Genomic DNA, 22,622 nt, shown 5'->3' with positions numbered 1-22,622 from the left:
TGTGGTCTCCTTCATTCGCCCTGGAATATCCAGCACTTCACGCTGCCGTTGCCGATACGGACTTGGCTGCGCACGGTGCGGTTGGTGTCGAGGAACTTGCGCGATTTGCTGGTCTTCAAGTGGCGCTTGAGCTCACGGATATCCGGCACTCGCAACTTGTGCTCGCCACACATGCGTTCGAAGTCCTTGAGATTGACGGCGATCTGGCCGGTGCCTTCGCCGTAGTGGTTCAGGGTCGAGTCGGCGCGCAGCCCCTCGATGTAATCGAAGGCCTCCCAGAACTCCGCCACCATCGGATGATCCGCGTTGATTGCCTGCTGACGCTCCCGGGCCATGTGCCAGACGTGGCCTGCCGCCTGGTCGATGATCTGCTCGCTGAACAGGTTCAGTCCCTGGGGCCCCAGGCAGTCCAGAAGGCCCAGCAGCTGGGCGTGGCACTTGGCGATGCGCAGGTTGTGCACGTCGTCGTCGTCCATCAGATTCACTTCGTAGTCGTCGATGGCCTGTTCCATCAGTTCCAGCAGGGCCTTTTCCTTGAGCGTGGCCTCGAGCAGAAAACCGCTGACTTCTTCCATGGGAACCCGCTCCAAGGCTTCCGCCATCTTCTTCGTCTGCGGGTTCTGGCCCTCCCGGGTGAAGTGCAGGTGCGTGATACGGGTCTGGATCGCCTCGCCGGCCTGCACCGCCGCGTTCTGGCTGATCAGGATCGCGCCGCGAAAGGGCGGCTCGTAGGTGTCGTTGCCGGAGTTCTTCACGCCCCGGGCGCGAATCGAGCGGCCGTTGTACGCGGTCTTGAGCTCGTCCCAATCGAACTGGCGCTGCTTGGCGCCGCCTTCCTGTTCGCGGTCGGACTCGATCAGAACCACCGGCAGGTTGGAGACCTGGGCGAAGTTTCGCGCTCGGGCCGGCATGGTGGCCTTGGCCGGGTCGAAGCCCTCGTAGTCCTGACGCCCGCATAGCTTCCAGAAGAACTCGATCAGCGTGGACTTGCCCGCGCTGGCCTCACCGATCACTTCCAGAAACGGATAGCTCTTCTGACGTTTACGGATCTGCTCGGCGAACAGCGAGCCCAGCCACCAGGCCATGGCCACCACGCCCCGGGCACCGAAGGCGCCGTAGAGATTGTGCGTCCAGTCGCGGCGGTATTCGTCGCGCTTGGCGTTGATGTTGAGCGTCACGGACTGGCTCAGGGTCTTGAGCTGTAGTTGCTTGAGCTCGAAGTAGTCCTCGCTGTTGATCGGGTAGAGCTTGCCGTTGCTCACCGCCAGATCGCCGAACACGTAGGCGCTGTGCTCCCGGCTGTAGCCGATGTAGTCGATGGTTTCGACGGTCTTGATGTTGCTGATCTGATCCTGCAGCAGGCCGTCCAGCTGCTGGCTGGTACCGGTCCAGAGTGCGCCGGCGGCCACGCCCATCAGGCGCTTCTTGAACTCCGAGGCGCTGGCCAGTTGGCCGCCGGAAAAGGTGTTCTTGATCGAGGCCTTGCCGCTGGGGAAGTCCACCCGGGCGTAGTACCAGCTCTCGTCCGTGACCGCGTTCGCCTGGTAGTAGAGAAATTCCGGCAGGCAGGTGCAGATACGGTTGACGGTACCGGCCTGCTGCAGGGCGGCGTCGCGCTGCTCATCGTTCAGCAGCTGCATGTCCTCCGGGTCGGCGCTGCCGCCGGTGGCGGACTTTAGCGCACGCTCGAACGCCTCCTGGCTGAGCTTGAACCACCACACCTGATGCTTGTACTCGAACCAGAACTCCCGACGCTCGGTGCGCTTGTATATCAAAAGCGCCTTGGCGGTGGGGGATTCGGCCAGCAGCAGGGCACCGTGATAGCGGTAGGTGTCCAGGTGCTTATGGGTCAGCGCCGTGGCCTGGTGGGCATCGTTCCAGTCCTGCTTGCCGGGTATCTGTGCTGCCTTGCAGTCCCAGCCCGCGGCCCGGGCACGCTCGACGTGCTTGAGGGTGCCGTTCTGTCCGGCCCGGTTGCTGTCCAATGCCCATACCAGCATCGGGCGACCGTGGCCGGCAGCGTGGGCGGCGTCGGACAGGCGCGTGAGCGCCGCGTCCGGGTAGTTCGCGCAACTCATGGCGGAGACGGCGGCGATGCCGTGATGCAACAGGGCAATGGCGTCGAAGATGCCTTCGACGATCCATATCTCGTCGCTGTCGGCGAGATCCGCATCGGTCAGGGTCGGTGGCTGCCACCACTCGCCCTTGTAGCGTCCGACAAAATTCGCCTTCTGCTTGCCGAAGCGCTCCGGCTTGTCGAGGATGCGCTCCCAGTAGGCACCGCCGGGCAGGGTAAAGCGCACCGTGGTGGAGCCTGCGTTGTGCTTGTGGCTGAAAAACGTCTCTTCGGTATACCAGCCCCTGATGCGCTCGAGTTCGAAACCGCGACCATCCGCCAGATAGCCGTCCGCCACTGGCGTGGTGCTTTTCGGCTTGTCCGGGTGGGGCGGCAGGTTGGCGTAGCGTTCTGTCCAACTTTCGAACAGATCTGGAAACAGATCCTTGACGTGGCGCTGGTCGCCGCAGTTGTTCTCGCGACCGCATTTCAGCATCCAGGGCTGATCCGCCGAGATGTACGCCTCGCGCTTGCCGCAGCCCGGGCAGGTGACCCGCTGAAGGTACGGGCCACGCTCGATGGCATCCATATCCCGAACCAGACGGCCGATAATGTCTGCGCGCAGCGATGAATTCATGCTGTGCCTCTTCTTCCGGATTAGATGAACGAGTTACTGGGAAACGACGACAGGCGTACGTGACTCGCTGTTCACTACGCGCGCGTTGCCATTTCGGCGAGCGTTATCGAGCATCTTCATCAGGTCATCGGCGGTGAACATCACCGGGCGGCCATCGGCGGTACGCAGCACGACCAGGTATGAGGTGGTCGCTTCGGCATCGATGGTGGCGACCTGGTTGAGGCAATTGAGCTCGGCATAGGCCTGCATGGCATGCAATTCGGCGTCGCGCTCGCTCAGCTCGTTTTGGCTCATCAAATGTACGATGCAGCCCTCTAGGGCATCGACGCGCGGCAGGTGCATGGCATTGCGCATTAGCCAGCTGGTAGCGGCATTGTTGGGGTCGAGAAGGTGGGTGTGGGTGTTCATGATGTTCTCTCCTGGTACCTAATTCGCCCGTTGTCGGGCTTTTTCTGGTGTTTTGGTTTTCAGTTTTTCTGGGCTTGCAGTTGGGCGAGTAGCGCGATGCGGGCCTCTGGCGACACAAAGAGGCGAACATCGGGATTGGGTTGGCGAGACGGGTTGAAGGTCTCGGCGATCTCCACCCGGGCCTTGCCGGACCAACCGCACTCCGGCGCCGTGCACTGCACGTAGGCTTCGCGGTAGATGGGCGACAGGGTCTTGGTGGTGCGGATGCGGGTCTTGTCACCGCAGTGGGGGCAAATGAGTCTCATCGTCGGCTCCTCAGATGCGATCGTCGTGTTCGCGGTGGTAGTCCTCATCGTTGGCCCGTTGCAGCGCATCCACGCCGGAACGGCGGTACTCTTGTAGCCCGATGAGTATCAGCAGCCGCGAGGTCCCGCCGATGGAGTAGCGCAGCTGATCGGCGATACTCTCTATCTCGTCGCGCTCCGCGGGGCGCAACTTCAAATAAATTGGCTTGGCGTTGCAGCCGTTCGGTGAGCGCGAAATGCGTTTTGTTGAGGATTCTGATGAAGTCATCTAGTAATATTCCTAGTAATTGTCTTGCACAATACAATGTTGAACTCAAAACAGAATATGTGCAATGCAAATTGCAATCCTCTCTTATATCGAGTTGTTATATGAACTCAAAACAGAACGCAGACGAGGTAATAACTCGTTTGAAATTGATAGCGAATGTAAGAAGCGATAAAGAGCTGGCGGGGTATTTCGGAATGGGTTCCACCACCATCACCAGCAAACGCCAGCGCGGCAGCGTGCCTTTCGAGGAATGCGTGCAGCTGGCCCTAGAGCACGACATCAGCCTGGACTGGTTGATACTGGGAAAAGGCGATGCTCCCGAGGGCATTTCAGCGCCTGCAAGCGATTCGACACTGCGTACACTAGTGCCTAGTGGAAGGCCTGACGGACCCGGCTACACCTCGGTGCCGATGTACGACATCGAGGCGGCCGCCGGCCCGGGGCGCCTGTTCGATGCGGAGAACATCGAGTCAACTGTATATCTGGAAACCGAGCAGCTTACGCACGAGGGGCTCGATCCCGCCCAGGTGGTAGGGGCCAAGGTGCGCGGCGACTCGATGGGGGAGACTCTCCGTGATGGCGACAAGGTGTTGATCGACCGTTCGCAGCGCAAGCCTGACGGAGTGTTCCTGCTGAGAATCGGAGAGGAACTGCGCATCAAGAGGCTGCAGCGGGTCGCCGGCGGCGCGCTGATGCTGATCAGTGATAACCCGCACTACGAGCGCGAGATGATTCGGCCCGAGGATATGAGCGACGTAGAGATCATCGGACGCTGCCAGATCCGTATTGGGCGAATAGCGTGAGCTGGATTCTAGCTCACCATATCTATCGGGGGAGTATATGGAAGGGCTAGTTTTCTGGGTAATTGCAGGTGCCGTACTGATCTTCATGGTGCGAAGAACCAAGCGAAAGGCCAGAGAGGTCGAAGCTCAATACTCGCAAAGCGCTACACCGAGAAATTCCGCACAATTTATACCCGCCGCTCGGCTTTGTTTTATTTATGAAGACGCCGAAGGCAACATTACCAAGCGCGAGGTTTCCCATTTCCAAGAGGATGGCGCTTACATAAAAGGCTTCTGCCAGCGCGCAAATGACGTTCGAACCTTTAGGCGTGACCGGATCGTTGATTTTCTCGAAGGTGAAGAGCTCTTGGGGGGAGTCCTCGATAAGGTCGATGCTCCCGCCTTCAGTAACGGCTCAGCCATGGAGATTTTGTTTACCGGTTTTTCGAATGATGTTCGCGAAAATCTGGAAACGGAGGCCAAGGACGCCGGGTTATTGGTTCGCAAAACAGTGACCAAGAACCTAACGTTCTTATGCGCAGGGCCAAAGCCAGGTGGCACCAAGACCTCTCAGGCCCGAGCACAGGGATGCACAATTCTCAATGAGGATGAATTTGCTGCCATGTTGGCGACAGGTGAATTGCCGTCATAGTCACTTCCTGTCCAAGGTTCTAATCCTTTAATATAGCTGTATTCCCATACAGTAATAACGGAAAAGTACCATGCGTGTGAACTATGTCGGGCCGATCTGTGTCGGCGCCCAGCATCCTGCCCTCGAAGGCTATGACGCAGCGCGTTTCGGCTCAAGCTGCTACCTGGTGGAAGTGAGCGAAGAGGCGGGGATCAACGGACCGCTGATCGAGGGCGATGTGCTTATCGTGGATGAAGGCAGGGTGCCGCAGCACAACGATCTGACGGTGGCCATGGTGGAAGGGGAGCCGCGCCTGTTCAATACGGTACGCATCGGCAATAGCCTGCTGTTGGTTCCGCCGCTGGACAAGAGCGGCTCGGTACCGGCGCGCTGGTCGGATCTTCGCGGGGTGGTGATACGTCAGGCCCGTCGCTATGCGTTTTGACCGGTCCTGTTTTTAAAATCTTTTCGACTCACAGGGCCTCGGCCCACTGCTTTTCAAGAATAGCGCCCTCGATGGGGCGCTATTGTCATCGGGCGCTGCGTTCCAACTCATGGAGTGCGGCGCGAGCAAGGAATCCAGAGCGACTCTGATAATCGCCTTGCTTGGATACCGTGCTGTCGATGCGCTTGATCAGCAGATCGGGCAGAGTGACGTTGATCTTGTGGCTCTTGCCTAGATATGGAGTCATATCGATCTCGACCGCTGCCCAAACCCAGCCGGCATAGTCGGGATCGGCAAGATGTTGCTCGATGGATGTCGCGCTGGGAATTGGGTCGCCGTGCTCGGCCAGGCTTTCCAAGTGCCCCTCGATGGCCTCCCGCGCATTGGCGATTGCCTCGTCGAAGGTATCACCGGCGGAGAAACAGCCCGGAAGATCGGGCACCGCCACGCCATAGGCGTATTGCTCGTCGCCGACTTCGATGGCAATGGGATAGTACATGTCATCTCTCCTATCGTATGAGTGAGCCAAGGTGTTGCCGGTCTTACTTGAGACCGGCTTGCTTTCTGATGCCTTTTACCAAACCCTTTTTCAGATCTTTCTTGGGATGAGGCACGGTCACGGTGCCGGGTTTGCGTGGATGTCTGAAGTGATGGTGGCTGCCCTTGATGCGATCGAGTGACCATCCATCCGCCTCGAGTTCCTTTATCAGATCGCTACTCTTCACCTCCTGGCTCCCTCTCTTATACATGGGGTTATAATAACCCCGCGACAGGTTAATTTCAATACAAAATAACCCTGATAACCCTAAAAATAACCCTAGTTTGTTTCCTTGCTGGGCTATTACCGCACGCTATTGCGTTAAAAGGCTATCAATAGGGCGCTTGCCTGTCGGTATTGCGGATCTCGAATTGCAGGCTGGCGGTGTAGGCGCTGTCACTCAGCTCGTGGGTGATCTCCACCAGCAGCCAAGGGGTCTGCTCGATCTCCGGCTTGAAGCCGATCATCCAGGCGGGCGTTTCCGGGTAGAGATCCGGCCTGCCTTCGGCCAGCGATAGGGTGAACTCCGCGTGACCGCGCTGCAGGCGCTGCCATTCCGCCTGGGCTGCGGCGAGGGCGTCGTCCTCGCTTGCATAGGTGGGGCGCAGACGCTTGGGGTTGTCGTCGTCGCCGGCGATCACTTCCTGGCGCTTGGCACCGGAGACATCGTTCCAGTAGGCGATCACGCCGGTGTAGCTGTCCCGATCCGTGACTACATAGCGGTGCTGGTCGCCGTCCTGGCGGCGCAACTGGATGGGTGTGATTTCCAGTCCGCCGGCGGTGGTGGCCTGGCCGGCGTGAATGAACAGCAGGTTACCGGCCTTGACCGTGGCCACCGCGTCGAAGCGCTCGGCGAGGCGGGTGAGGAAATTCATGTCGCTCTCGTCGGTCTGGTCGATGTGCCCGACACGGATCCCGGCCAGGGAAGTGCCGATCTTGGGGGTGAGGTCGTGACGTTTGGCGATAGTGGTGACGATGTCGTCGAGGGTCAGTTTGTGCCAGCTCTGGGAGCGCTTGCCCGGCAGACTGCCGCGCATGTCCGCGCTGCGGGCGCGAATGCTGAGCTTGTCCGGTGCCCCGGAATGCTCCACCTCGTCGACGATGAACACGCCACGCTCTATCAACGGCTCGCCTTTCCAGCCGATGGCCAGGGTGAGTTCCGCGCCGCGCGGCGGCAATGCCAGGGCGGCGTCGTCGTCGGTCAGTACCAGGTCGAGCTGGTCCGCCTCGAGGCCGCGTCGATCCGTCAGGCGCAGACTCTCGACCCGACCCCGAAAGCGCGGGGTGATCACCTGCCCCTGCAGGCTGATGCGATAGTCCGGCGTGCGTGCCGGGCGGGCCATCTGCTGGGTAAGCCAGCTCATGCCAGGGCCCCGGTGATACCGCGCAATGCCTGGTTGGTCAGCGTGCCGAGCAGGTCGGTGCGCTGGTCGTCGATGCGTTGCAGGGTGATGTCGAACTCGATTTGCTGGGCAGCGCCGTCCTTGAAATAGCGGCTCTTGCGCTCGTTGAGCGATTCGATCACGTAGACGCCGTACAGGGTGCCGGTGCCCTCTATCAGCGGCCAGGCCGCCCCTTCGTCCGCCATTTGGCGAAGTTGATCAAGGTTCGATTGCCCGCCGGTGAACTCGGGCAGCAGGGTGCCGGTGAGGGTAATTGTGTCGTCGCCCACGCCCAGGAACTGCCTTGCCGGTCGGGCGCCGATGCGCGACTGGCTGGCATGACGCCATTGTGTCTGGCGTTGGAATTCCTGATAGGCGGCGGTGCCAAGCGAAAACACGAACATGCCGTAGACCATCATCATTGCCTTAATCCTTATGCTTTTTTAACCATGCTTGCATTTCTTCCTTGCTTCCCCAGTCATCAGGGAATATCGCGTACATCGTGCAGTTGTTGTGCATGTTCTGAATGTTTTTCTTATCTTGATCGGTAAGGATTATCGCTATCGGTTTTTCGGTAGCGTCGTAACTGCGATTGCCTATCTTTACTTTCATCTCAAGCATCCTCAGTCGGTATCGTAAAGCGCGGAGCGGCGGCGCACGCCGGCATCGCGTTCGGCCTGGGCGAGGGCGCGTTGCACCTCGATGCCCACGTAACGGGCGAGCGCCTGCTCGTCCATGCCGGGGGAGGGGTGCACATTGATATCGCCAAACGTGAACGTCACGTTGCCACCGGATGCGGCGGACATCGGTGCCCGGGTATCCAGCGGGATGTCCGCCACCGCCGGCAGACTAGCCGCGCCGATCGCCAGGCCCGCGCCGGCTTGCTTCATGCGCTTGCCGAAAGCGCCAATCTGTTTCAGCGGGGCACCTTCATTGGCGGCCAGGCCCTTCTGATAGCCCGCCAAGGTGTCGGCGCCATGGCTCATGAAAACGCGAGAGGGCGATTTGATGCCCAGGGTGTCCTTGAACCAGCCGGAGACGTTTCCGGCGATGCCGGTAATCTTGTTCTTGAGTTCGCCGAACTTGTCGCCGATGCCACCGATCAGGCCATCGATGATGGCGTTGCCCAGGTTCTTGAACTTGTCCGGGATCTCGACCCCCAGCGCTTCGAGCGCGGCGGTGATGCCCTTGTAGAGCAGGCCAAGGGGCGACCAGTTGAGCAGCAGCTTGCCGACAGCCCCAATACCGTCATTGAAGGCGTCCTTGACCTGCTGCCAGCGCTCGCCGAACCAGGAACTGATGCCGTCCCAGTGCTTGTAGACGTAGTAGGCACCGGCGGCCAGCAATGTCACGGCGGCAACGATTCCCATGATGGTCAGCGATACCGGATTCAGCGACAGTAGGGTGAGGGCGTAGCGCACTGCGGCAATCGGCCCGAGGATCGAGCCCAGCAACACCAGCAGGCCACCGCCCACCGCTACGGTGGTGGCCAGTCCAGCGGCGACGGTGGCCAGCGTCCCGGCCAATTCGGGGTTCTCCTTCATCCAGTTTCCCACGCCCCGGGTGATTTCGGTCACGTTCTGGATCAGCTCGCGGAGCGGGCCCTGGTTGGTGTCGGTGATGGTGATGCCGATCTCCTGCCAGGCGCTGTTGAGGCCCAGCAGATCGCCCTGGATGTTGTCCGCCATCACCTTGGCCACCCGGGCATTCTCGCCGGCGGCATTGGTGAGGATCTCGACGAACTGCTCGACCCCGGCGGCGCCCTGTTGGGCGATCAGTTCCGCCATGCCGGCGCCGGGTTCCTCGCCGAAGATGTTCTTCAGGTATTCGGCGCGATCGGCGTTACCCATTCGTTCAGTGGCCCGGGCCACGTCGGCGAGGATCTTCGGCACGTTGCGCAGGTTACCTTCGGCGTCCTTGCCGTTGACCCCCAGCGCCTCGAGCGCTCCGGCGGCCTTGCCGGTGGGCGCGGCAAGGCGCGTCATCATGGCCCGCAGCGTCGTACCCGCCTGACTGCCCTGAATACCCACGTTGCCCAGCAAGCCGGCCATGGCGGCGGCTTCCTCAAGTGACAGTCCCATGGCTCGGGCCTGGGGCGCGACGTACTTCATCGACTCGCCGAGCATTTCCAGATCGACGTTGGCCCGGGTGGTTGTGGCAGTGATCACGTCCGCCAAGCGTCCCATCTCCTGGGGAGCCAGTCCGAAGCCGGAGAGTAGATTCGAGGCAATGTCCGCCGTCCTGCCAAGCTCCGCGTTGCTGGCCTTGGCCAGGGCCAGCATGTCCGGCATGGCGGCAAGTATCGCCTCCGGGTCGAAGCCCGCCATACCCAGAAAGCCCTGTGCTCCGGCGGCCTCGGTGGCACTGAAAGACGTGGTCGAGCCCAGTTCCCGGGCTTGATCCATCAGCGCCTGCAGGCGCGGGTCGTCCTTGTCCAATCGGGTCAGGGCCTGCACGCGGGACATTGCCGCACCGTAGTCCACTCCGGGGGCGAGCAGCCGGGCACCGCCATAGAGGGCAGCTCCGCCGGTTGCCAGACCAGCAGCCCCGGTGCCGGCCATGGCCTGGGCGCGGTTGAGATCGCGAGAATAGCGTCGGCTGGCGTCCCGGGCCGCCTTCTGCTTCTGGGCGAGCTTGGAAAGCCGCTCCTGCTGGGTCTTGATATGGGCGTTGACGTCTTTTATCCGTGCGGCAAGCGCACGCTGCTCGTCCGCGTAGCGATCCGTGGCGCCGCCGGCCTGATCCATGCGGGTCTTGGCGTCGCGCTGCTGTTGATTGAGTCGCTTGAGTTCTTCCCGGCTGGCCTTCAATGCCTCGGCGGTCTTGCCGCTGCCGCGGGTGATGTTCTTGAGCGGACCGGTGACCCGGTCGACTGCGTCGAGGATGACTTGCAGCTTGAGATCGCGGGCCATGTCGGTCCTTAGCGTTTCGGTTGATCGGTCTGGCTGCGGATTCTGGCGCGCTCACGCCACTCCATCAGCTCGGTGAGGGGCATGGCGGCCATGTCCTCCGGCCGCCAGTGGAACACCATGGCAAGGTCCGCCATGGCATCGTCTACGCTTCGAGGTAATCCGGGTTCTCCCCCTTGGCCCGCTTCGGTAGCAAAAAACCCGCCACCACGCCGCCCAGCTGCACCATGTCCGCCGGGTCCAGGTTGCGCAGCTCCGCATCGGTCAATGCCGGGTCGGTGATACGCGGCAGCACCTTGCATAGCGCCGATACGTCCATCTGCAGCACGTCCGTCAGGCTGACGCCGCGCAGGGCGCCGGCCAGCGGCTTGCGCACGGTGATGGTGGCGACGCTTTTCGAGCCACGCTGGATGGGTGTGTCGAGCTCGACGGTTTCGGTGGTGACGCTTGACGCTGCCGGGGCTTGCTTCTGTTCCTGCTCGCTCATGGGTTTCTCCTGGGGGTTGATGATGGCTTGTATTGCTGGGCCGGCCTGCTGGCCGGCGCTGGATGGATCGATGGGCGCTTATACGCCGAGATTCCGGCGGCGTTGGGCGTAGCGGTCTACGCCGCGCACCTTGAACACCATGCCGGGCACGTCGCGCTCGATAAGATCCTCGCCGTCGACGGTCAGTTTGTAGTAACTGACGGTGGTGGTGACCGAGATAGTGTTGTTGTCGCCCTTTGATGCTTCGCCCATGGCGATGGTCTTGTGGCGTCCGCGCACGACGATCTCCACCGGGAACGTCTCGCCGGTCTCGTCGCTTTCGTAGCTGCCGGTCATGCGTAGCAGGGCGGCGTCGTGGATCGGTGAGCCGTAGCTGTCGAAGATCTCGGCGATCATGCCACCGGCGGTCCACTCGAACTCCTGCAGCTGGGCGCCCTGGTCGACTTCGATGGGGCCTTCCATGCCGCCGCCCTCGTACTCGACCATGCGCCGGGCGAGTTCCGGCAGCGTGAGGGACGGAATCTGGCCCTGCCAGTTGTCGCCGTCGCCGAACAGGTTGAAATCTTTCAGAATCTTGGGAAGTGCCATGGTCTATCTCCTGTTTAAGCGGCGGCGACACGGTCGGCGAAGTCGACCAGGTAGCGGTCGGTGATGCGCTGCTGCAGCATCAGGTTCTCCAGCGGCGGCACCGGGGTGTAGTCGTAGTCGATGTAGAGCTTGCCCGCCTTGAGCACCTCGGGGCTGTTGATCTCTTCGTCGAACCAGGCTTCGCCACCGAGCAGGTAGCCGAGCCGAATCAGTTCGCGGAACTTGGCGTTGATGCCTTCGACGATGTCCTTGACCAGGCTCGGATGCATCGGCTTGTCCACGGCCCAGAGGTGCGCCTCGGCGATGGTGTCGGCGAGTACCTGGGCGGTGCGGGTGTAGTTCTCGAAGGCGAACAGCGGATCGATTGAGCAGGTGCGCGAGCCCCAGAAGCGGTAGCCGCCGCGATTGATCAGCGTGGTCACCTCGTGGCTGTTGAGATAGCCCGCATCGGTGGCCGGATCCTGTAAATCCCAGAACACGTCTTGGCTGATGCCGCTGACGCCGTTGACCGCGATGTTGGAGAGCGTCTTGTGCCAGCCGATTTCGTTGTCGAGCTTGGCGCGCAGACCCAGCGCCCGGGCTACGGCGCTGTGCGTGCGGGTGGACTGGGTAACGGTGTCGAAGCCGGTGAAGTCCGGCCAGATCACCATGACCTCGCGAGCGCCGAAGTTCTCGCGGTACATGGCCGCTTCTTCCTTGGTCTTGCTGTCGCCGGCGGAGGCGTAGACGAAGGCGCGCAGCTTCTGGCCGATGGCGATCAGCTCGCTGGTCACGTCCGCGTCGTCGAGCTCCGGCACGCCGAGAATGCGCGGCTTGACGCCGAAGCGCTGCTCGGCGGCCAGCAGCGCCTGCATGCCGGTCTTCTTGCCGGTGAGTGGGTCGACACCGCCTATGACGTTGGCCTTGGTCTCGGCGTCGTCGACACCCTCCGCGACCCGAACCGCTACCACCAGGGTCTTGGTCTGCTTGACGATGGCATCCAGCGAGCGGGCCAGCGTTCCCTCTTCGCCGGCATTGGCGATGGCGGCGTAGATATCCGTGACCAGCACCGGTGTATCCAGCGGCAGGGGTTCGTCCTGGCCGCCTGTCAGGTTCTGGTAACCGATGGCGGAGACCACGCCCGCACCACTACCGTCCTCGGTGGCGGTGACCAGGGCCGCGGCTTCCGGCGCGCCGTTGATGGCCGTAGCCACCTCGGCGGCGGTGCTGGTAATGGCGCCCTCGATGTCGGTGGCAAGGCGGACGGTGATGTCCTTGCCGCTGACGCTGACCGCCAGCGCCTGGGAGACGTCGTCGGGATCGAGATAGCGAACGCGGATGGCGTTACCGTCGGTGCCTGCCGAAGCGGCGGTGTAGGTGATGCCGGTATAGGCTGCGGCGAAATTTAGAGTCAAGGCGGCGGCCACGCCGGCGGCGGCTTCGGGAGCGGTACAGATCACACCGACCACGGCGGTGCTGACGGTGCGTATCGGTCGGGTGCCTTCGTTGACTTCGACGACGCGAACGCCGTGATGGTAATCCTGGGCCATGATGGGCTCCTGCGCAGGGTGAGCGATTGGCAATGCATTGCGTGTTGCCATGCTTGCCCGCGCGGGCGCGAGGCTCTAGTGATTGGGGTTGTAGATGGTCGGTTTACAACCTGTAAGGCAGGAAAAGCCCGCCGGGCGGCGGGCTAGGGTGAGGGCAGCGGTTACCAGTCGATTTTTTCCAGCGCGGCGCGGTCCTCGGCAAGCTGCGCGGCTTTGACGTCGTCTTCGAGCCGGTGACGCCGGCCCGTGGCGCTGCCGTGCGCCGTAACGTAGGCGTCGGCCTTGGCGATGATGCGACCGACCAGCTCGGCTTTGCCGATGGGACGCTCGGCGAGCATCGCATCGAGGTAGGGCGTTGGCGGCTCGGTGCCGGGGTCGGCGCCAGCAGCATGCCATTCCTGCCAGCCTCGGGCTTCGCGCTCCTGTTTATCGAACGATGGCGTTTCGGCGGCGGGGTACTCGTCGAGAATGCCCCCCAGGGCCCGGGTATAGCCGTCGTTTATGCGGCCCATGGCGGCGGCAGCCAAGTCGCCGAGCGACGCGGCGGGCGGTGCTGCGAAAGTTGCGCCATCGAAGGACCAGCCCGGCACGACCTGGGCGTGACAGACGACCCACTCGATGGACGGATGAAACCGCCCTTCGGGGTCTTTGTCCGTGATTTCGGCCACGGTGCCATCATGAATTCGTGCCCACATATCACCACCTCACTATTACAATGCCGTCACCACCGTCTGGCACAGAGCCCGCGATGTATTTTGATCCACCACCAGCACCGGTCCCAGGAGTAGAAAATGCATTGGACCCACCCCTTCCGCCGCCGCCTAAAATCGAATCGCCACCCTGACCGCCCCAATAGTTCGCGGCGCTGTTGACAGTAGATGTCGCTGGATAACCGTTTCCCCCGTTGACGTTGATAAGACCGCCTGTACCAATGCCGCCCTCTGCTCCAAACCCGAGAGATGCGGTACTGACGCCGTCCCCTCCCGAGGCCGACAAATATGCACCAAACGAGGAACTCCCGCCATTCGTGCCAGGATTACCAGCATTAGCGGCACCAGCGCCACCCGCTCCAACGGTCACTGTGACCGTGCTAACACCAGTGAGATCCAGCAGCGATATGGATGCACCACCTGCGCCAGCACCACCATACGACGACTGAGCGTCGCTAGACAGCGCCCCACCACCACCTCCACCAAGTACGGTTACATTCGCCTTGCGGATGCCATCTTTCAGCATTTGAGGCACAGGCCACGCAGTAACGCCTGGGGCGTCGAACACGGCGATGTTTTGATAGCCATCAGCTGCAAAATCACCCAGGGCCGCCAGGGCGGCGCCGACGTTGGTAGCTCCCGGGGCCTGCGGTATATCGGCGCTAAGCGCGATCTGGTCGTCGGTATGGGCTTGAGGATCTTGCTCGTGCGCCGCGACGCCATCGTCGGCATACTTGCGCGTGGCCAGCACGACGGACGGATCCACTTTAAGGGTGACCGTCGCCGTGTCCGAAACCTGCATCACGAAGCGGATCGTTTGCGTCCTTCCCGACCCCTCAGATAATTGCGGCTTGTAGGTCTCGGGGTAGTTGCCATAGGCGATGAGATCGCCGTCGGCGTCATAGAGCCCGATCTCGCGTATGGTCCAGCCACCGACGTCAGGGGGTAACACTTGCTCGACAACGATCCAGTTAGGGTTGTCCGGGTCCACCACGCTGGTGTTTATCGGGGCGCGGCGCACCTCGTTGACCAGCATAGTGCGGTCGCTGTCGGGCACCGGCGTGACCCCGCCACCATCGCCGATGGCGAGGTCGGTGATGGTGATGCTCGTGCCCAAGGCGATGGCGTTGGCGATCTTCGCTTCGCCGATTGCCGTGGGCAGTGTGTAGAACTGGGCCATGGGCGCTCCTACGGTTGAGGGTAAACGGTGGTTGTGTCGATGACATCGAGCGCGCCGCCGATGTAGAGCGGGCCGCTGCTCTGGGTGTCGGGGGCGGTGTACGGGTAGACGGTGGTTTCGTGGCCGTCGTAGACGGCCGAGCCGAGATACAGCGGGCCGCGCGACTCGCCGAGAAGGTCCAGCCCGGTGATGTGCCGGGTGAGCGGCTTGGCATCATCGACGAGCCGGGTGAGCTCGGTGTACATGCTGTCGGTGATGCCGGTGTCGAGCACGCCGATGCGCAGGGCAAAGGTGCCGGGCTCGCCCTCTGGCACCTGTTCCCACCATTCATCGACTTCCAGCAGATAACCCAAGGGCTCGACGACCCGGCGCAGCGCCGAGATCGTGCCTTTCTTCTGGTGGACGTAGAACGCGGCGCGCACGACGCCGCGCTTGGTGGCTTCCGACCAGGTGGTGTCCCAGCGATCGACGCTGAATGCCCAAGCAAGGTAGGGCAGCAGATGCGCCGGGCAGGTGTCCGGGTTCCACAATTGACGCAACGGCACCGGTACGCGCTGAATCTCGGCCAGGGCCTCGGCGACATGACGTTCCAGCGGCGTGGCATTGGGTGGCAGCAACGAATTACTCATCGATGCCTCCGATCACGACACTCGTGCCGGTGCAATGCGCGGCCTGGGTCTCGTCGAGTACCACATCGACCAGCGGCGCGGTGAGTTCGACGCGCTGCACGCCCTCGACGTGCAATACGGCATAGAGGGCGCTCAGGCGAATGTCGCGTCCGATGCGTCGCTGGGCGCTCACATACGCATCCAGGGCAGCCTCGGCAGCGGCGAGGATCGGCTCTTGCTCGGGACCGGGGTAGACGTAGAGGGTGGCATCGACGCTGTAGTTGACGATGGCGGCAGATTGCACCGTGAGCCGGTCCCCGACCGGGCGCACGTCTTCCGCCGATAGCGCGGCCGTGACAACATCGAGCAGATCTTGCGTTGCGGTGCCATCGCCCAGCCGCGAAAGCACCGTCACTAGCGCGGCGGCTGGCGATGGGCTGATGGCGGTGGCATCGGCGACACGACCATCGGCGCTCAGTGCATGGAATATGTAGGCGCCCCGCGGGCCGGCGACGCTGAGCCCTTCGAAGGCCCTTTGAGCGCGCAGGCGCAGATCGTCGTTGCTTTCATAAGTCGGCGGCACCGGCGGCACGGCATCCGGGTCGCCGGGGTCGATGGTGAGACGCTCAACGTTGTAATTCGCGGCGAGTTGGTCGAGGTCGCCGTTCTTCGAGAACGCCAGCATCACCGCCTTGGCCGCTTCGTTGACGCGCTGCCGCCAGTGCAATTCGCGGTAGGCGTTTTCCTGGCAGAGCTTGGCGAGCGGCTCGGATTCGAGCTCGAGCAAGGCGGCGATGGCAGCCTGCTCGTCGCTGGGGTACAGAGCGACCAGGGCGGCCTTGCGTTCGTCGAGTATGGTCTCGTAATCCAGCGTTTCGACGACCGTGGGGGCCGGCAAGCGTGATAGATCGATGGGGTTGCTCATGCGCTGGCTCCTGTTACCGGTATTGCCAGCGTGATCTCGTCACCCTCGGCGGTGATGGCGTCGAGTTCGAGCGTCGCGGTGCCGGGCTGGGTGGTGCTGACGCTCTTGCGAATGGCCTGCACGCGGATACGCGGCTCCCAGCGCAGCAGGGCCATGATGGCGGCGCTATAGGCTTGCAGCAGGGTGGCGTCGTGCAGCGGCTGGTCGATGAGATCGGGCAGCAGGCTGCCGTAGTCGCGGCGCATGACCCGGGAACCGATAGGCGTGGTGAGAATATCGCGCACGGACTGGCGGATATGATCGAGGCCGTCGATGCGGCGGCCGGTTTGGGCGTTCATGCCGGGCATTAAACGACACCTCCCGAGTTGCTTGAGCCGGACTGGACGCCTTTGTGCTTGTGGTTCGCGCTGATGTCCTTGCCGTTGCTGGTGACAGCGCCGGTGAAGGCGACATCGCCGGCCATGGTGGCGGTCTGGCCGCTGGGCTGGCTGAAATTACCGTTCAGCGTCAGGTTGCCGTTGATGATGGTGTTGGCGTTGAGCGTCGCGCCGCCGCTGGCGGTGGCGGTTAGGGTCGCGGCGGTGGTAATTTCAACCGCGCCCTGGGCGTTGATACCAGCAGACCCCGGGAGGGTGGCTTGCAGGTGGCTTGCCGCGTGATCGTATTCGATCACCGCGCCGTCCGGGAATTTCCTCAGCCATTTATCCGGGCTGCTCGAGGGCGCCGGATGAGCGGCGCTGTTGATGCCGGAGAGCGCCACGGCGGCAGCAATATCGCCGCCCGGCGAGAATACGATGGCCTGCTCGCCGATGGTCGGCGGGTTCCAGTCGCGGGTGGTGCCGGCGCGCTGCTCGATCCAGGGCAGCCAGTCGGTTAGCAGCTCGCCGATGGCGACGCGCACGCGCACGGCCTTGTGATCCACCTCGGCGATGGTGCCCAGGCGGATCAGGTTGTGGATGAGGCGCAGTAGTTCGGCGGCGCTATGCGAGGGGTTCGGTGTCATGCCGCCATGCTTGCCCGCGCGGGGCTGCAGCTCTAGTAAAACGGGTTGTATGGCGGGGTTTTACAACTCGGTGAGGTGCTTGAGTAGGGCGTCCTGTATCAGTTCGCGATCGGCGGCGCTGAATCCGATCAGGATACGTTCTGGGTACTTGTAGCGAGGGCCGTCCTTGTCGACCTTGTCCCGCAAGCCTTTCTGGTGGATGCGGGCGATATGCGCCACGCGACCGACGAAACCGACCTCGGCGCTTTCCAGGCTGCCCTTGGCCTTGAGGTATTTGGCGGTGCGGATCTTCGAGAACATCGCTTTGCGCCGAATGGCACCCTGCTTGGCCCGGTGCTGCGGCTTGCGGGGGGCGTAGGCGGTGCCGTCCGGGTTCTGCTGGGCTTTGATGCGTTCGCGCTGGCTACGCCGAAGGTCGCGGGCGACCTTGCGGGCCAAGGCCCGGCGCTGCTTGGGCTCCACCTTGGCGAGTAGCGGCGCGACCCAATCCGCCAGGGCGTCGAGATCGTCCATCAGGGCGATTGCCATTCGCTGGTGAGAGTGTAATCGGCGTCACTCGGCCCCTGGGTGTACAGCTGCCAGTCGGTGGCAGGGCAGGCGTCGATCGGGAACTCCGGCATGCGATGTTCGCTTTTGATGCTGCCGGCAGCGCAGTCCACCAGGGCAACGACCCGCTCAGTGAGGGTGACGCTCAGGGCGAGATCCCAACGGTCGTTGGCGAGGATCTCGGCTTCGAAGCGCACCGCCTCGTCCGGGTCGAGATCCGGCTGGTAGTGTGACAGCCACTGCAGCAGCGGGATGATCACCGCATCGAGCTCGCCGCTGTAGTCGGTGAGTACGATCTGGGCGGGCACCAGGTACTGGTGAGACAGGTGTTGGCCGCGGTGGAACTGGATGCTGCCGTCCTGGACGAAGGTCAGCAGCCGGTCCGGGTCGTTGGCCAGGCCAGGGACGCTGGCGAGCAGATGGTTGCGCAGGGCGGTGAGCTTTTTCATCGGTTCACCCTCATTTGTCGGGTCTTTTCCTTGGATCCAAGACTAGAGCCGAACCAGAACTGCAGAATGCTGTTGATGGCTGCAGTGAGCACACCGAGGATGATGTTGAATGCGTCGCGCAAAGAGTCATCGACCGTCACGTTTTTCGACATGAAAATATACAGCACGCAAAAGTAGCCGACGCCGAACACTGAAGAGAGAAGGATTTGCGGCCAGATATTGACCGAGAATAGATCGCGGGCGCTCTTACGGTCCTCGACTTCTAGCTTTTCGAGGTCGATATCAAGTTCGCGCATGCGTACCCTGAACTCCGCATCGAGCTTGCGTAGCTCGGATAGCTGCTCTGGTGAGGCATTGAGCACTGCCTGTTCCACCTGGACACGATCGGCATCTGGATTACCCAGCCAGCGATCCCCCATCTCGCGAATGGCCGCGCCGGCAAGCGGACCCCCCAAAGCGGTGCCAAGTGCCGGTGCTACGGTTTTTACAATGCCTTTCCAGTCCATTGTTTTCTCCTGTCAGGCGGCCATGGCCTGGCTGTGACGCCGATAGGCGGCAGCCAGTCGAGTGTCGTAGTCGTTGCGGGCGTAGGCCGGGCCGTTGTAGCGGCGGGCGAAGTCTCGCCAGTCCAGGCGCTTCAAGGCCGCGTGCATGGGCCCGTTGAACTCAATGAAGCGTATGAAGGCATCCAGTTGGGCCGATTCATCCTGGCCCATGGCGATAACGAAGGCGCTGGCGGAGTCATAACCCAAATCCTGCCAATGAAACCCCATGATCTGAAAAAGCCCCCAACTCGCAGACTCCAATGCCGCCGGGGCGTGGATTTCGTAGGCCTTCGCTAGCCGATTTTGCTCACGAATACCGCCGAAATAGCCGCCGGGCTTGTGGTTGACGATATCGGGCTGTTGATGCTGATAGGGCACTGGATTGATGCCGTGAGTGATCAGGCGGCGACGCATGATGTGCCGCTCGAACAGGATGACCGGCTCGCCGGTGGGGTGGAAGCCTGTGCCACGGGACTCGATCTCATTGACCGCCATGATGGTGGCCACATCGACGCCGAGGTATTCGGCAGCCAGCACCAGGTCGATCTGGCGCAGGTGTTTACTATTCGCGCGACCCTGCTGCAGGGCCTGGCGGGTCTTGGGGCCGGCAAGGCCATCCAGCACCAGGCCGTGATCGAACTGCACCTGGCGCACGGCGGCTTCGGTCTCGTCGCCGAACCATCCGTCCACTTCAATGGTATAGCCGGCACGCACCAGATCCCGCTGCAGGGATTCGACCCGATAGCCGGTATCGCCGAATTCAAGAATCATTGGCTTTACCCTCGATGACGGTGATGCGGTCGCGCAGGCCGGACACCGAGGATTTGATGCTCTCCACGGAAGACTTCAGGCTGCCGATCTCTCGGTCCGCGTCGCTCTTGGTGTAGTAGACGTTGCTCCAGTCGCGCAGGTCGCGGCGCAGGCGCTCGATCTGCTCGCCCTGGTACAGCAGCCGTTCCCGCAGTACGGCGCTGCTCTCGCCGATGGTGACCAGCTTCATGCCGGCCCAGCCCACCAGCAGCACGAGAATGACCTGAATGGCGGTTTGCATGTGTCGCTCGAATACAGAGGGTTTCACGTCGGTTGTGTCCTCGATCATCCGTCTAGTCCCCATGACGGTCGGCTTGTGGTGTCGTGCATGGTTTCCTCTGCGTACTCGCGCTCGGTCGGCGCGTTGTTAATCCCATAGCTGCACGGTTCGCGTGCGGCTAGGTTGTTGTGTGGCCACGTCGGGTAACGTGACCAGGGTGCCCTGGGGCAATACCGGGCCGAGATCGGCCAGCCCGGGATTCATGTCGATGACCTGCTCGGTGATGCCGGCGGTGCGCCCGAACACCCGCTGGCAGATCGCATCGACGGTGTCGTATTGATGGGCGCGAACGCTACGTTGCATCAAATGAGTTCCACGGTTGTGTGGTTACGCCCGACAATCTCCGCCACCGCCCAGCGGGCGTCCCGGCGGTAATCCTCGGCGGCGTCCGCCTTGGCCTCGCCCCGCTCGTCGCCTACATCCGTCGCGCTATAGTCCCGATAGCGTTCCAGCAGCTGGGCATGGGCCTCGGCGAAAACGGCCCGCACATACAGCAGGGCGTGATGGCCGGGAATCTGCCAGGGTTCGATGGGGATGAGATCGGCGGTGCCGCGCTGGGCGTCCATCTGCTCGGCCTGGAAGTCGCTAAGTTGCCGGTTGACGCTGGCCATGGCGATGCTCAACGCCGTCACCAGGCGCGGCGCGGTGACGGTGGTGTCGAGTCGGTGCTGCTCGCGGAAGTCGTCTGGATCGAGGGGCGGCCAAAAGCCGTTGTTGGCAAGCTCCGGGGCATCCGTGGCGGTGGCGGTGCCGTAGGCGACCAGTGACATGACGGACCTCCGGTGGTGTAAGGAAGGGGGTGGGCGACGGTTCGAGCAGGGAGAGGGTCTGCTCTAGCGTCGCGCCCCCTTGACGTCGGCGTGCGACTCGGTGGATGCGATCAGGCCGGGTTAGCCCTGGTCGCGCTCGTTTTGTTGCTTGATGAAGCGTTCGAGCTTCTCGATGTCCTTCTTGACCCCGATGCGCTCGTTGAGCGAAAGGGCCTGCTTTAGGTGATCCAGCGCCCTCTCACCGGCGCCGGATTCCCGCAGCGCATAGCCCAGGGCCTTGTGCAGCTTGGCGCGGATCGGATCGTGCATGTCCATGTCCGCGGTCAGTGTGTTCAGGTGCTCGAGCAGCGGCGCCAGGCGGTAGGCTTGCGCATCGTCGCTTTCGATCTCGCTGAGGGCTTCCTCGGCGATCTGCTCGGTGACCAGCGAGGCGGTATCGCGCTCGTAGCGGTCCGGGGTGTCCAGGCCGTTGTGCAAGGCGTACTCGGCAATGGCCAGGGCGCCTTCGATGTCGCCGGTATCGATGCGCCACACCATGATGGTCATCAGCACATCGTCCTGGGCGCCGTTGCCGGCCTCGATCACGCCGGCAACGTAGCTGTCGAACTCCGGCAGCAGTTCGCGCTTCTTGTCTATCTTGGCGGCCACGGACTTGATGTTCTTCAGGGTGCGCCGGGCTTCCCACAGGGCGGCGGCATGCAGTTCGTACTGTTCGCCGGTTTGCGGCTGGCCACTCTGGGCATCACCCGCCGCTTTCGCGGCGGTGATGCGCTGGTAGTGGCGACGGGCGGGGCTCGTCATGGGCGTTCCTTATACGAAGGTGATGTTCTCGACCAGGCAGCCGAAGCCGTAGTCCTCGACCACGTAGGTGTCGTTGCTGGACTCGTAGTTCTCGACACGCTTGCGCTCCGGCTTGTCCTTGATGTAGCGACGACGGCTGCCGAGCTGGTAGTACATCGAGAGGTTTTCGAGGCTGGTGATGAAGATGGCACCGTCCGGTACGAAGGGGGCGCGGATCGCTTGCAGTCCGCCGACCCGCTTCTGGCTGACGATAAGGTCCAGGGCGCGGGCTTCCGTGGGGGTATCGGCATGCTGGCTGATCAGCGGGAAATACTTATCCGCGAGCAGCTTGCGACCCATGATGGCGACCAGGTCGGTGGACTCCCGGAACCAGGGCTCGATCATCTCGTTGACCGCGTCGAACACCAGGGCGTCCAGGTTGGCGTAGTCGCCGCTGGAACCAACATTGACCTTGCCTGAGGCGCTGACCACCTCGCTGAGCACCCGGGCCGGGGCGTCGTTGCGATACTTCTGCAGCCAGCCGACGTTGACGTCCTGCAGCAGCGGGTTGGCGACGCGATCCGTCTCGACGGCTGCGGCGGTACCATTGAAACCGACCATGATGCGATCCAGCGCCTGCTGGCGAATGATGGCGTTGCGCACGCGGGTCTGGAAGTCCGGGAACTTGGCCCAGGCGTCGAGCTTCGACCAAGGCAGATAGGTGTCGAACTCCGTGGAGACGCACTCGTAGCTGTTGGCGTCCAGCCCGGTGATGTCGCGGGGCTGGCGATCCTTGGCGCTGACGTCGGTGCGCGCGGCGATGGGTCCGGTAACACCGAGGCCGAGCTTTTCACCCTTGAGTTCGTCGACGCCGACGATGTTGATGCGACCCAGGAACTCGCTGGATTCCTGAATCTTGGATTCCAGGGTCTGCTGGACGCTGGGCTCCACCGCGAAGCTCTCGGTGGCGGAGGTGACGCCGGAAAGCTGCGCGATGCGCTCTTTCAGGCGGTTGAAGGCGATGCGGGTATCGTTGCGCATGTGCGGCGGT

The 22,622-nt window shown here is 62.6% G+C and carries 31 protein-coding genes and 1 pseudogene; 3 read left to right on the top strand and 29 right to left on the bottom strand.

What is annotated here, in order from left to right; all coding sequences use genetic code 11:
- Positions 1–11: 11 nt before the first annotated feature.
- The 4 genes from H7850_RS12465 to H7850_RS12450 are packed head-to-tail and all read right to left on the bottom strand — an operon-like array spanning position 12 to position 3,674.
- Positions 12–2,693 carry a toprim domain-containing protein gene (locus H7850_RS12465; RefSeq protein WP_227369857.1) on the bottom strand — a complete coding sequence of 894 codons (2,682 nt, stop codon included), beginning with the start codon at positions 2,691–2,693 and terminating at the stop codon, positions 12–14.
- A gap of 33 nt (positions 2,694–2,726) precedes the next feature.
- On the bottom strand, positions 2,727–3,101 hold the full coding sequence (locus H7850_RS12460) for a hypothetical protein (RefSeq protein WP_227369856.1): 375 nt from the start codon (positions 3,099–3,101) through the stop codon (positions 2,727–2,729).
- A gap of 59 nt (positions 3,102–3,160) precedes the next feature.
- Positions 3,161–3,406 (bottom strand): ogr/Delta-like zinc finger family protein, encoded by a 246-nt coding sequence (locus H7850_RS12455; protein WP_227369855.1) that lies wholly within the window; start codon positions 3,404–3,406, stop codon positions 3,161–3,163.
- Positions 3,407–3,416: 10 nt separating this feature from the next.
- Positions 3,417–3,674 (bottom strand): hypothetical protein, encoded by a 258-nt coding sequence (locus H7850_RS12450; RefSeq protein WP_227369854.1) that lies wholly within the window; start codon positions 3,672–3,674, stop codon positions 3,417–3,419.
- A 101-nt stretch (positions 3,675–3,775) separates the two neighbouring features.
- On the opposite strand from H7850_RS12450, the gene H7850_RS12445 reads away from it, so the two are divergent.
- From H7850_RS12445 to H7850_RS12435, 3 genes are all read left to right on the top strand, one after another.
- Positions 3,776–4,477 (top strand): S24 family peptidase, encoded by a 702-nt coding sequence (locus tag H7850_RS12445; RefSeq protein WP_227369853.1) that lies wholly within the window; start codon positions 3,776–3,778, stop codon positions 4,475–4,477.
- A 37-nt stretch (positions 4,478–4,514) separates the two neighbouring features.
- On the top strand, positions 4,515–5,108 hold the full coding sequence (locus H7850_RS12440) for a BRCT domain-containing protein (RefSeq protein ID WP_227369852.1): 594 nt from the start codon (positions 4,515–4,517) through the stop codon (positions 5,106–5,108).
- Between the two features lie 70 nt (positions 5,109–5,178).
- Positions 5,179–5,532: a LexA family protein gene (locus H7850_RS12435; RefSeq protein WP_227369851.1), complete on the top strand. Its 354-nt coding sequence runs from the start codon at positions 5,179–5,181 to the stop codon at positions 5,530–5,532.
- Between the two features lie 85 nt (positions 5,533–5,617).
- Here H7850_RS12435 and H7850_RS12430 read toward each other — a convergent pair whose 3' ends face one another.
- The 25 genes and pseudogenes from H7850_RS12430 to H7850_RS12310 form a co-directional block, all read right to left on the bottom strand.
- Complete coding sequence (locus tag H7850_RS12430; RefSeq protein WP_227369850.1) at positions 5,618–6,031, bottom strand: type II toxin-antitoxin system HicB family antitoxin; 414 nt, start codon at positions 6,029–6,031, stop codon at positions 5,618–5,620.
- Positions 6,032–6,074: 43 nt separating this feature from the next.
- Positions 6,075–6,257, bottom strand: a complete 183-nt coding sequence (locus tag H7850_RS12425; RefSeq protein WP_227369849.1) for a type II toxin-antitoxin system HicA family toxin — start codon at positions 6,255–6,257, stop codon at positions 6,075–6,077.
- 145 nt (positions 6,258–6,402) lie between these two features.
- Complete coding sequence (locus tag H7850_RS12420; RefSeq protein WP_227369848.1) at positions 6,403–7,434, bottom strand: phage late control D family protein; 1,032 nt, start codon at positions 7,432–7,434, stop codon at positions 6,403–6,405.
- Positions 7,431–7,874 (bottom strand): phage tail protein, encoded by a 444-nt coding sequence (locus H7850_RS12415; protein WP_227369847.1) that lies wholly within the window; start codon positions 7,872–7,874, stop codon positions 7,431–7,433. The genes H7850_RS12420 and H7850_RS12415 overlap by 4 nt, the downstream gene beginning before the upstream one ends.
- A 4-nt stretch (positions 7,875–7,878) precedes the next feature.
- Positions 7,879–8,064, bottom strand: a complete 186-nt coding sequence (locus H7850_RS12410; protein ID WP_227369846.1) for a hypothetical protein — start codon at positions 8,062–8,064, stop codon at positions 7,879–7,881.
- Between the two features lie 11 nt (positions 8,065–8,075).
- On the bottom strand, positions 8,076–10,364 hold the full coding sequence (locus H7850_RS12405) for a phage tail tape measure protein (RefSeq protein ID WP_227369845.1): 2,289 nt from the start codon (positions 10,362–10,364) through the stop codon (positions 8,076–8,078).
- Between the two features lie 8 nt (positions 10,365–10,372).
- Positions 10,373–10,498 (bottom strand): GpE family phage tail protein, encoded by a 126-nt coding sequence (locus H7850_RS12400; protein ID WP_227369844.1) that lies wholly within the window; start codon positions 10,496–10,498, stop codon positions 10,373–10,375.
- An 8-nt stretch (positions 10,499–10,506) separates the two neighbouring features.
- Complete coding sequence (locus H7850_RS12395) at positions 10,507–10,848, bottom strand: phage tail assembly protein (protein ID WP_227369843.1); 342 nt, start codon at positions 10,846–10,848, stop codon at positions 10,507–10,509.
- A gap of 78 nt (positions 10,849–10,926) precedes the next feature.
- Complete coding sequence (locus H7850_RS12390) at positions 10,927–11,436, bottom strand: phage major tail tube protein (RefSeq protein ID WP_227369842.1); 510 nt, start codon at positions 11,434–11,436, stop codon at positions 10,927–10,929.
- A gap of 14 nt (positions 11,437–11,450) precedes the next feature.
- Positions 11,451–12,509 (bottom strand): annotated as a pseudogene (locus H7850_RS12385) (phage tail sheath protein); the annotation flags it as partial.
- A 617-nt stretch (positions 12,510–13,126) separates the two neighbouring features.
- Positions 13,127–13,660, bottom strand: coding sequence for a hypothetical protein (locus H7850_RS12380; RefSeq protein WP_227369841.1), 534 nt, complete (start codon positions 13,658–13,660; stop codon positions 13,127–13,129).
- 1 nt (position 13,661) lies between these two features.
- Positions 13,662–14,855, bottom strand: a complete 1,194-nt coding sequence (locus H7850_RS12375) for a phage tail protein (RefSeq protein ID WP_227369840.1) — start codon at positions 14,853–14,855, stop codon at positions 13,662–13,664.
- Positions 14,856–14,863: 8 nt separating this feature from the next.
- Positions 14,864–15,484, bottom strand: coding sequence for a phage tail protein I (locus H7850_RS12370; protein ID WP_227369839.1), 621 nt, complete (start codon positions 15,482–15,484; stop codon positions 14,864–14,866).
- Positions 15,477–16,388 (bottom strand): baseplate J/gp47 family protein, encoded by a 912-nt coding sequence (locus tag H7850_RS12365; protein ID WP_227369838.1) that lies wholly within the window; start codon positions 16,386–16,388, stop codon positions 15,477–15,479. Before H7850_RS12365 ends, H7850_RS12370 begins: the two co-directional genes overlap by 8 nt.
- Complete coding sequence (locus tag H7850_RS12360) at positions 16,385–16,735, bottom strand: GPW/gp25 family protein (protein ID WP_227369837.1); 351 nt, start codon at positions 16,733–16,735, stop codon at positions 16,385–16,387. Before H7850_RS12360 ends, H7850_RS12365 begins: the two co-directional genes overlap by 4 nt.
- The gene (locus H7850_RS12355; RefSeq protein ID WP_227369836.1) at positions 16,735–17,391 is read right to left on the bottom strand and encodes a phage baseplate assembly protein V; all 657 of its coding nucleotides are present in this window, start codon (positions 17,389–17,391) and stop codon (positions 16,735–16,737) included. Before H7850_RS12355 ends, H7850_RS12360 begins: the two co-directional genes overlap by 1 nt.
- 60 nt (positions 17,392–17,451) lie before the next feature.
- Positions 17,452–17,904 (bottom strand): phage virion morphogenesis protein, encoded by a 453-nt coding sequence (locus H7850_RS12350; RefSeq protein ID WP_227369835.1) that lies wholly within the window; start codon positions 17,902–17,904, stop codon positions 17,452–17,454.
- Positions 17,904–18,386, bottom strand: coding sequence for a phage tail protein (locus H7850_RS12345; protein WP_227369834.1), 483 nt, complete (start codon positions 18,384–18,386; stop codon positions 17,904–17,906). The genes H7850_RS12350 and H7850_RS12345 overlap by 1 nt, the downstream gene beginning before the upstream one ends.
- A complete protein-coding gene (locus H7850_RS12340; protein ID WP_227369833.1) occupies positions 18,383–18,892 on the bottom strand; it encodes a hypothetical protein in 510 nt (169 codons plus the stop codon). The genes H7850_RS12345 and H7850_RS12340 overlap by 4 nt, the downstream gene beginning before the upstream one ends.
- Positions 18,893–18,904: 12 nt before the next feature.
- Positions 18,905–19,702 carry an N-acetylmuramidase domain-containing protein gene (locus H7850_RS12335; RefSeq protein WP_227369832.1) on the bottom strand — a complete coding sequence of 266 codons (798 nt, stop codon included), beginning with the start codon at positions 19,700–19,702 and terminating at the stop codon, positions 18,905–18,907.
- A complete protein-coding gene (locus H7850_RS12330) occupies positions 19,692–20,030 on the bottom strand; it encodes a hypothetical protein (RefSeq protein ID WP_227369831.1) in 339 nt (112 codons plus the stop codon). The genes H7850_RS12335 and H7850_RS12330 overlap by 11 nt, the downstream gene beginning before the upstream one ends.
- Before the next feature lie 78 nt (positions 20,031–20,108).
- Positions 20,109–20,324 carry a tail protein X gene (locus tag H7850_RS12325; protein ID WP_227369830.1) on the bottom strand — a complete coding sequence of 72 codons (216 nt, stop codon included), beginning with the start codon at positions 20,322–20,324 and terminating at the stop codon, positions 20,109–20,111.
- The gene (locus tag H7850_RS12320; protein ID WP_227369829.1) at positions 20,324–20,791 is read right to left on the bottom strand and encodes a head completion/stabilization protein; all 468 of its coding nucleotides are present in this window, start codon (positions 20,789–20,791) and stop codon (positions 20,324–20,326) included. Before H7850_RS12320 ends, H7850_RS12325 begins: the two co-directional genes overlap by 1 nt.
- A 120-nt stretch (positions 20,792–20,911) precedes the next feature.
- Positions 20,912–21,592 carry a phage terminase small subunit gene (gene gpM / locus H7850_RS12315; RefSeq protein ID WP_227369828.1) on the bottom strand — a complete coding sequence of 227 codons (681 nt, stop codon included), beginning with the start codon at positions 21,590–21,592 and terminating at the stop codon, positions 20,912–20,914.
- A gap of 9 nt (positions 21,593–21,601) precedes the next feature.
- Positions 21,602–22,612 (bottom strand): phage major capsid protein, P2 family, encoded by a 1,011-nt coding sequence (locus H7850_RS12310; RefSeq protein ID WP_227369827.1) that lies wholly within the window; start codon positions 22,610–22,612, stop codon positions 21,602–21,604.
- Between the last annotated feature and the right edge of the window lie 10 nt (positions 22,613–22,622).

The organism is Halomonas sp. M20 (assembly GCF_020622265.1).
In the GTDB taxonomy this organism is placed as follows: Bacteria; Pseudomonadota; Gammaproteobacteria; order Pseudomonadales; family Halomonadaceae; genus Modicisalibacter.
Note: the sequence above shows the minus strand (reverse complement) of the source record. Positions and strands in the feature narration are given on the sequence as shown.

Bases quoted from the DNA above. Each gene is read 5' to 3' on its own strand.
- H7850_RS12465 (WP_227369857.1), bottom strand. From the start codon at position 2,693: ATGAATTCATCGCTGCGCGCAGACATTATCGGCCGTCTGGTTCGGGAT.
- H7850_RS12420 (WP_227369848.1), bottom strand. From the start codon at position 7,434: ATGAGCTGGCTTACCCAGCAGATGGCCCGCCCGGCACGCACGCCGGAC.
- H7850_RS12325 (WP_227369830.1), bottom strand. From the start codon at position 20,324: ATGCAACGTAGCGTTCGCGCCCATCAATACGACACCGTCGATGCGATC.
- H7850_RS12450 (WP_227369854.1), bottom strand. From the start codon at position 3,674: ATGACTTCATCAGAATCCTCAACAAAACGCATTTCGCGCTCACCGAAC.
- H7850_RS12375 (WP_227369840.1), bottom strand. From the start codon at position 14,855: ATGGCCCAGTTCTACACACTGCCCACGGCAATCGGCGAAGCGAAGATC.
- H7850_RS12380 (WP_227369841.1), bottom strand. From the start codon at position 13,660: ATGTGGGCACGAATTCATGATGGCACCGTGGCCGAAATCACGGACAAA.
- H7850_RS12365 (WP_227369838.1), bottom strand. From the start codon at position 16,388: ATGAGCAACCCCATCGATCTATCACGCTTGCCGGCCCCCACGGTCGTC.
- gpM (WP_227369828.1), bottom strand. From the start codon at position 21,592: ATGACGAGCCCCGCCCGTCGCCACTACCAGCGCATCACCGCCGCGAAA.
- H7850_RS12370 (WP_227369839.1), bottom strand. From the start codon at position 15,484: ATGAGTAATTCGTTGCTGCCACCCAATGCCACGCCGCTGGAACGTCAT.
- H7850_RS12355 (WP_227369836.1), bottom strand. From the start codon at position 17,391: ATGACACCGAACCCCTCGCATAGCGCCGCCGAACTACTGCGCCTCATC.
- H7850_RS12340 (WP_227369833.1), bottom strand. From the start codon at position 18,892: ATGGACTGGAAAGGCATTGTAAAAACCGTAGCACCGGCACTTGGCACC.
- H7850_RS12320 (WP_227369829.1), bottom strand. From the start codon at position 20,791: ATGTCACTGGTCGCCTACGGCACCGCCACCGCCACGGATGCCCCGGAG.
- H7850_RS12455 (WP_227369855.1), bottom strand. From the start codon at position 3,406: ATGAGACTCATTTGCCCCCACTGCGGTGACAAGACCCGCATCCGCACC.
- H7850_RS12430 (WP_227369850.1), bottom strand. From the start codon at position 6,031: ATGTACTATCCCATTGCCATCGAAGTCGGCGACGAGCAATACGCCTAT.
- H7850_RS12395 (WP_227369843.1), bottom strand. From the start codon at position 10,848: ATGAGCGAGCAGGAACAGAAGCAAGCCCCGGCAGCGTCAAGCGTCACC.
- H7850_RS12345 (WP_227369834.1), bottom strand. From the start codon at position 18,386: ATGAAAAAGCTCACCGCCCTGCGCAACCATCTGCTCGCCAGCGTCCCT.
- H7850_RS12310 (WP_227369827.1), bottom strand. From the start codon at position 22,612: ATGCGCAACGATACCCGCATCGCCTTCAACCGCCTGAAAGAGCGCATC.
- H7850_RS12405 (WP_227369845.1), bottom strand. From the start codon at position 10,364: ATGGCCCGCGATCTCAAGCTGCAAGTCATCCTCGACGCAGTCGACCGG.
- H7850_RS12335 (WP_227369832.1), bottom strand. From the start codon at position 19,702: ATGATTCTTGAATTCGGCGATACCGGCTATCGGGTCGAATCCCTGCAG.
- H7850_RS12440 (WP_227369852.1), top strand. From the start codon at position 4,515: ATGGAAGGGCTAGTTTTCTGGGTAATTGCAGGTGCCGTACTGATCTTC.
- H7850_RS12460 (WP_227369856.1), bottom strand. From the start codon at position 3,101: ATGAACACCCACACCCACCTTCTCGACCCCAACAATGCCGCTACCAGC.
- H7850_RS12445 (WP_227369853.1), top strand. From the start codon at position 3,776: ATGAACTCAAAACAGAACGCAGACGAGGTAATAACTCGTTTGAAATTG.
- H7850_RS12410 (WP_227369846.1), bottom strand. From the start codon at position 8,064: ATGAAAGTAAAGATAGGCAATCGCAGTTACGACGCTACCGAAAAACCG.
- H7850_RS12400 (WP_227369844.1), bottom strand. From the start codon at position 10,498: ATGGCGGACCTTGCCATGGTGTTCCACTGGCGGCCGGAGGACATGGCC.
- H7850_RS12415 (WP_227369847.1), bottom strand. From the start codon at position 7,874: ATGATGATGGTCTACGGCATGTTCGTGTTTTCGCTTGGCACCGCCGCC.
- H7850_RS12330 (WP_227369831.1), bottom strand. From the start codon at position 20,030: ATGATCGAGGACACAACCGACGTGAAACCCTCTGTATTCGAGCGACAC.
- H7850_RS12350 (WP_227369835.1), bottom strand. From the start codon at position 17,904: ATGGACGATCTCGACGCCCTGGCGGATTGGGTCGCGCCGCTACTCGCC.
- H7850_RS12360 (WP_227369837.1), bottom strand. From the start codon at position 16,735: ATGCCCGGCATGAACGCCCAAACCGGCCGCCGCATCGACGGCCTCGAT.
- H7850_RS12390 (WP_227369842.1), bottom strand. From the start codon at position 11,436: ATGGCACTTCCCAAGATTCTGAAAGATTTCAACCTGTTCGGCGACGGC.
- H7850_RS12435 (WP_227369851.1), top strand. From the start codon at position 5,179: ATGCGTGTGAACTATGTCGGGCCGATCTGTGTCGGCGCCCAGCATCCT.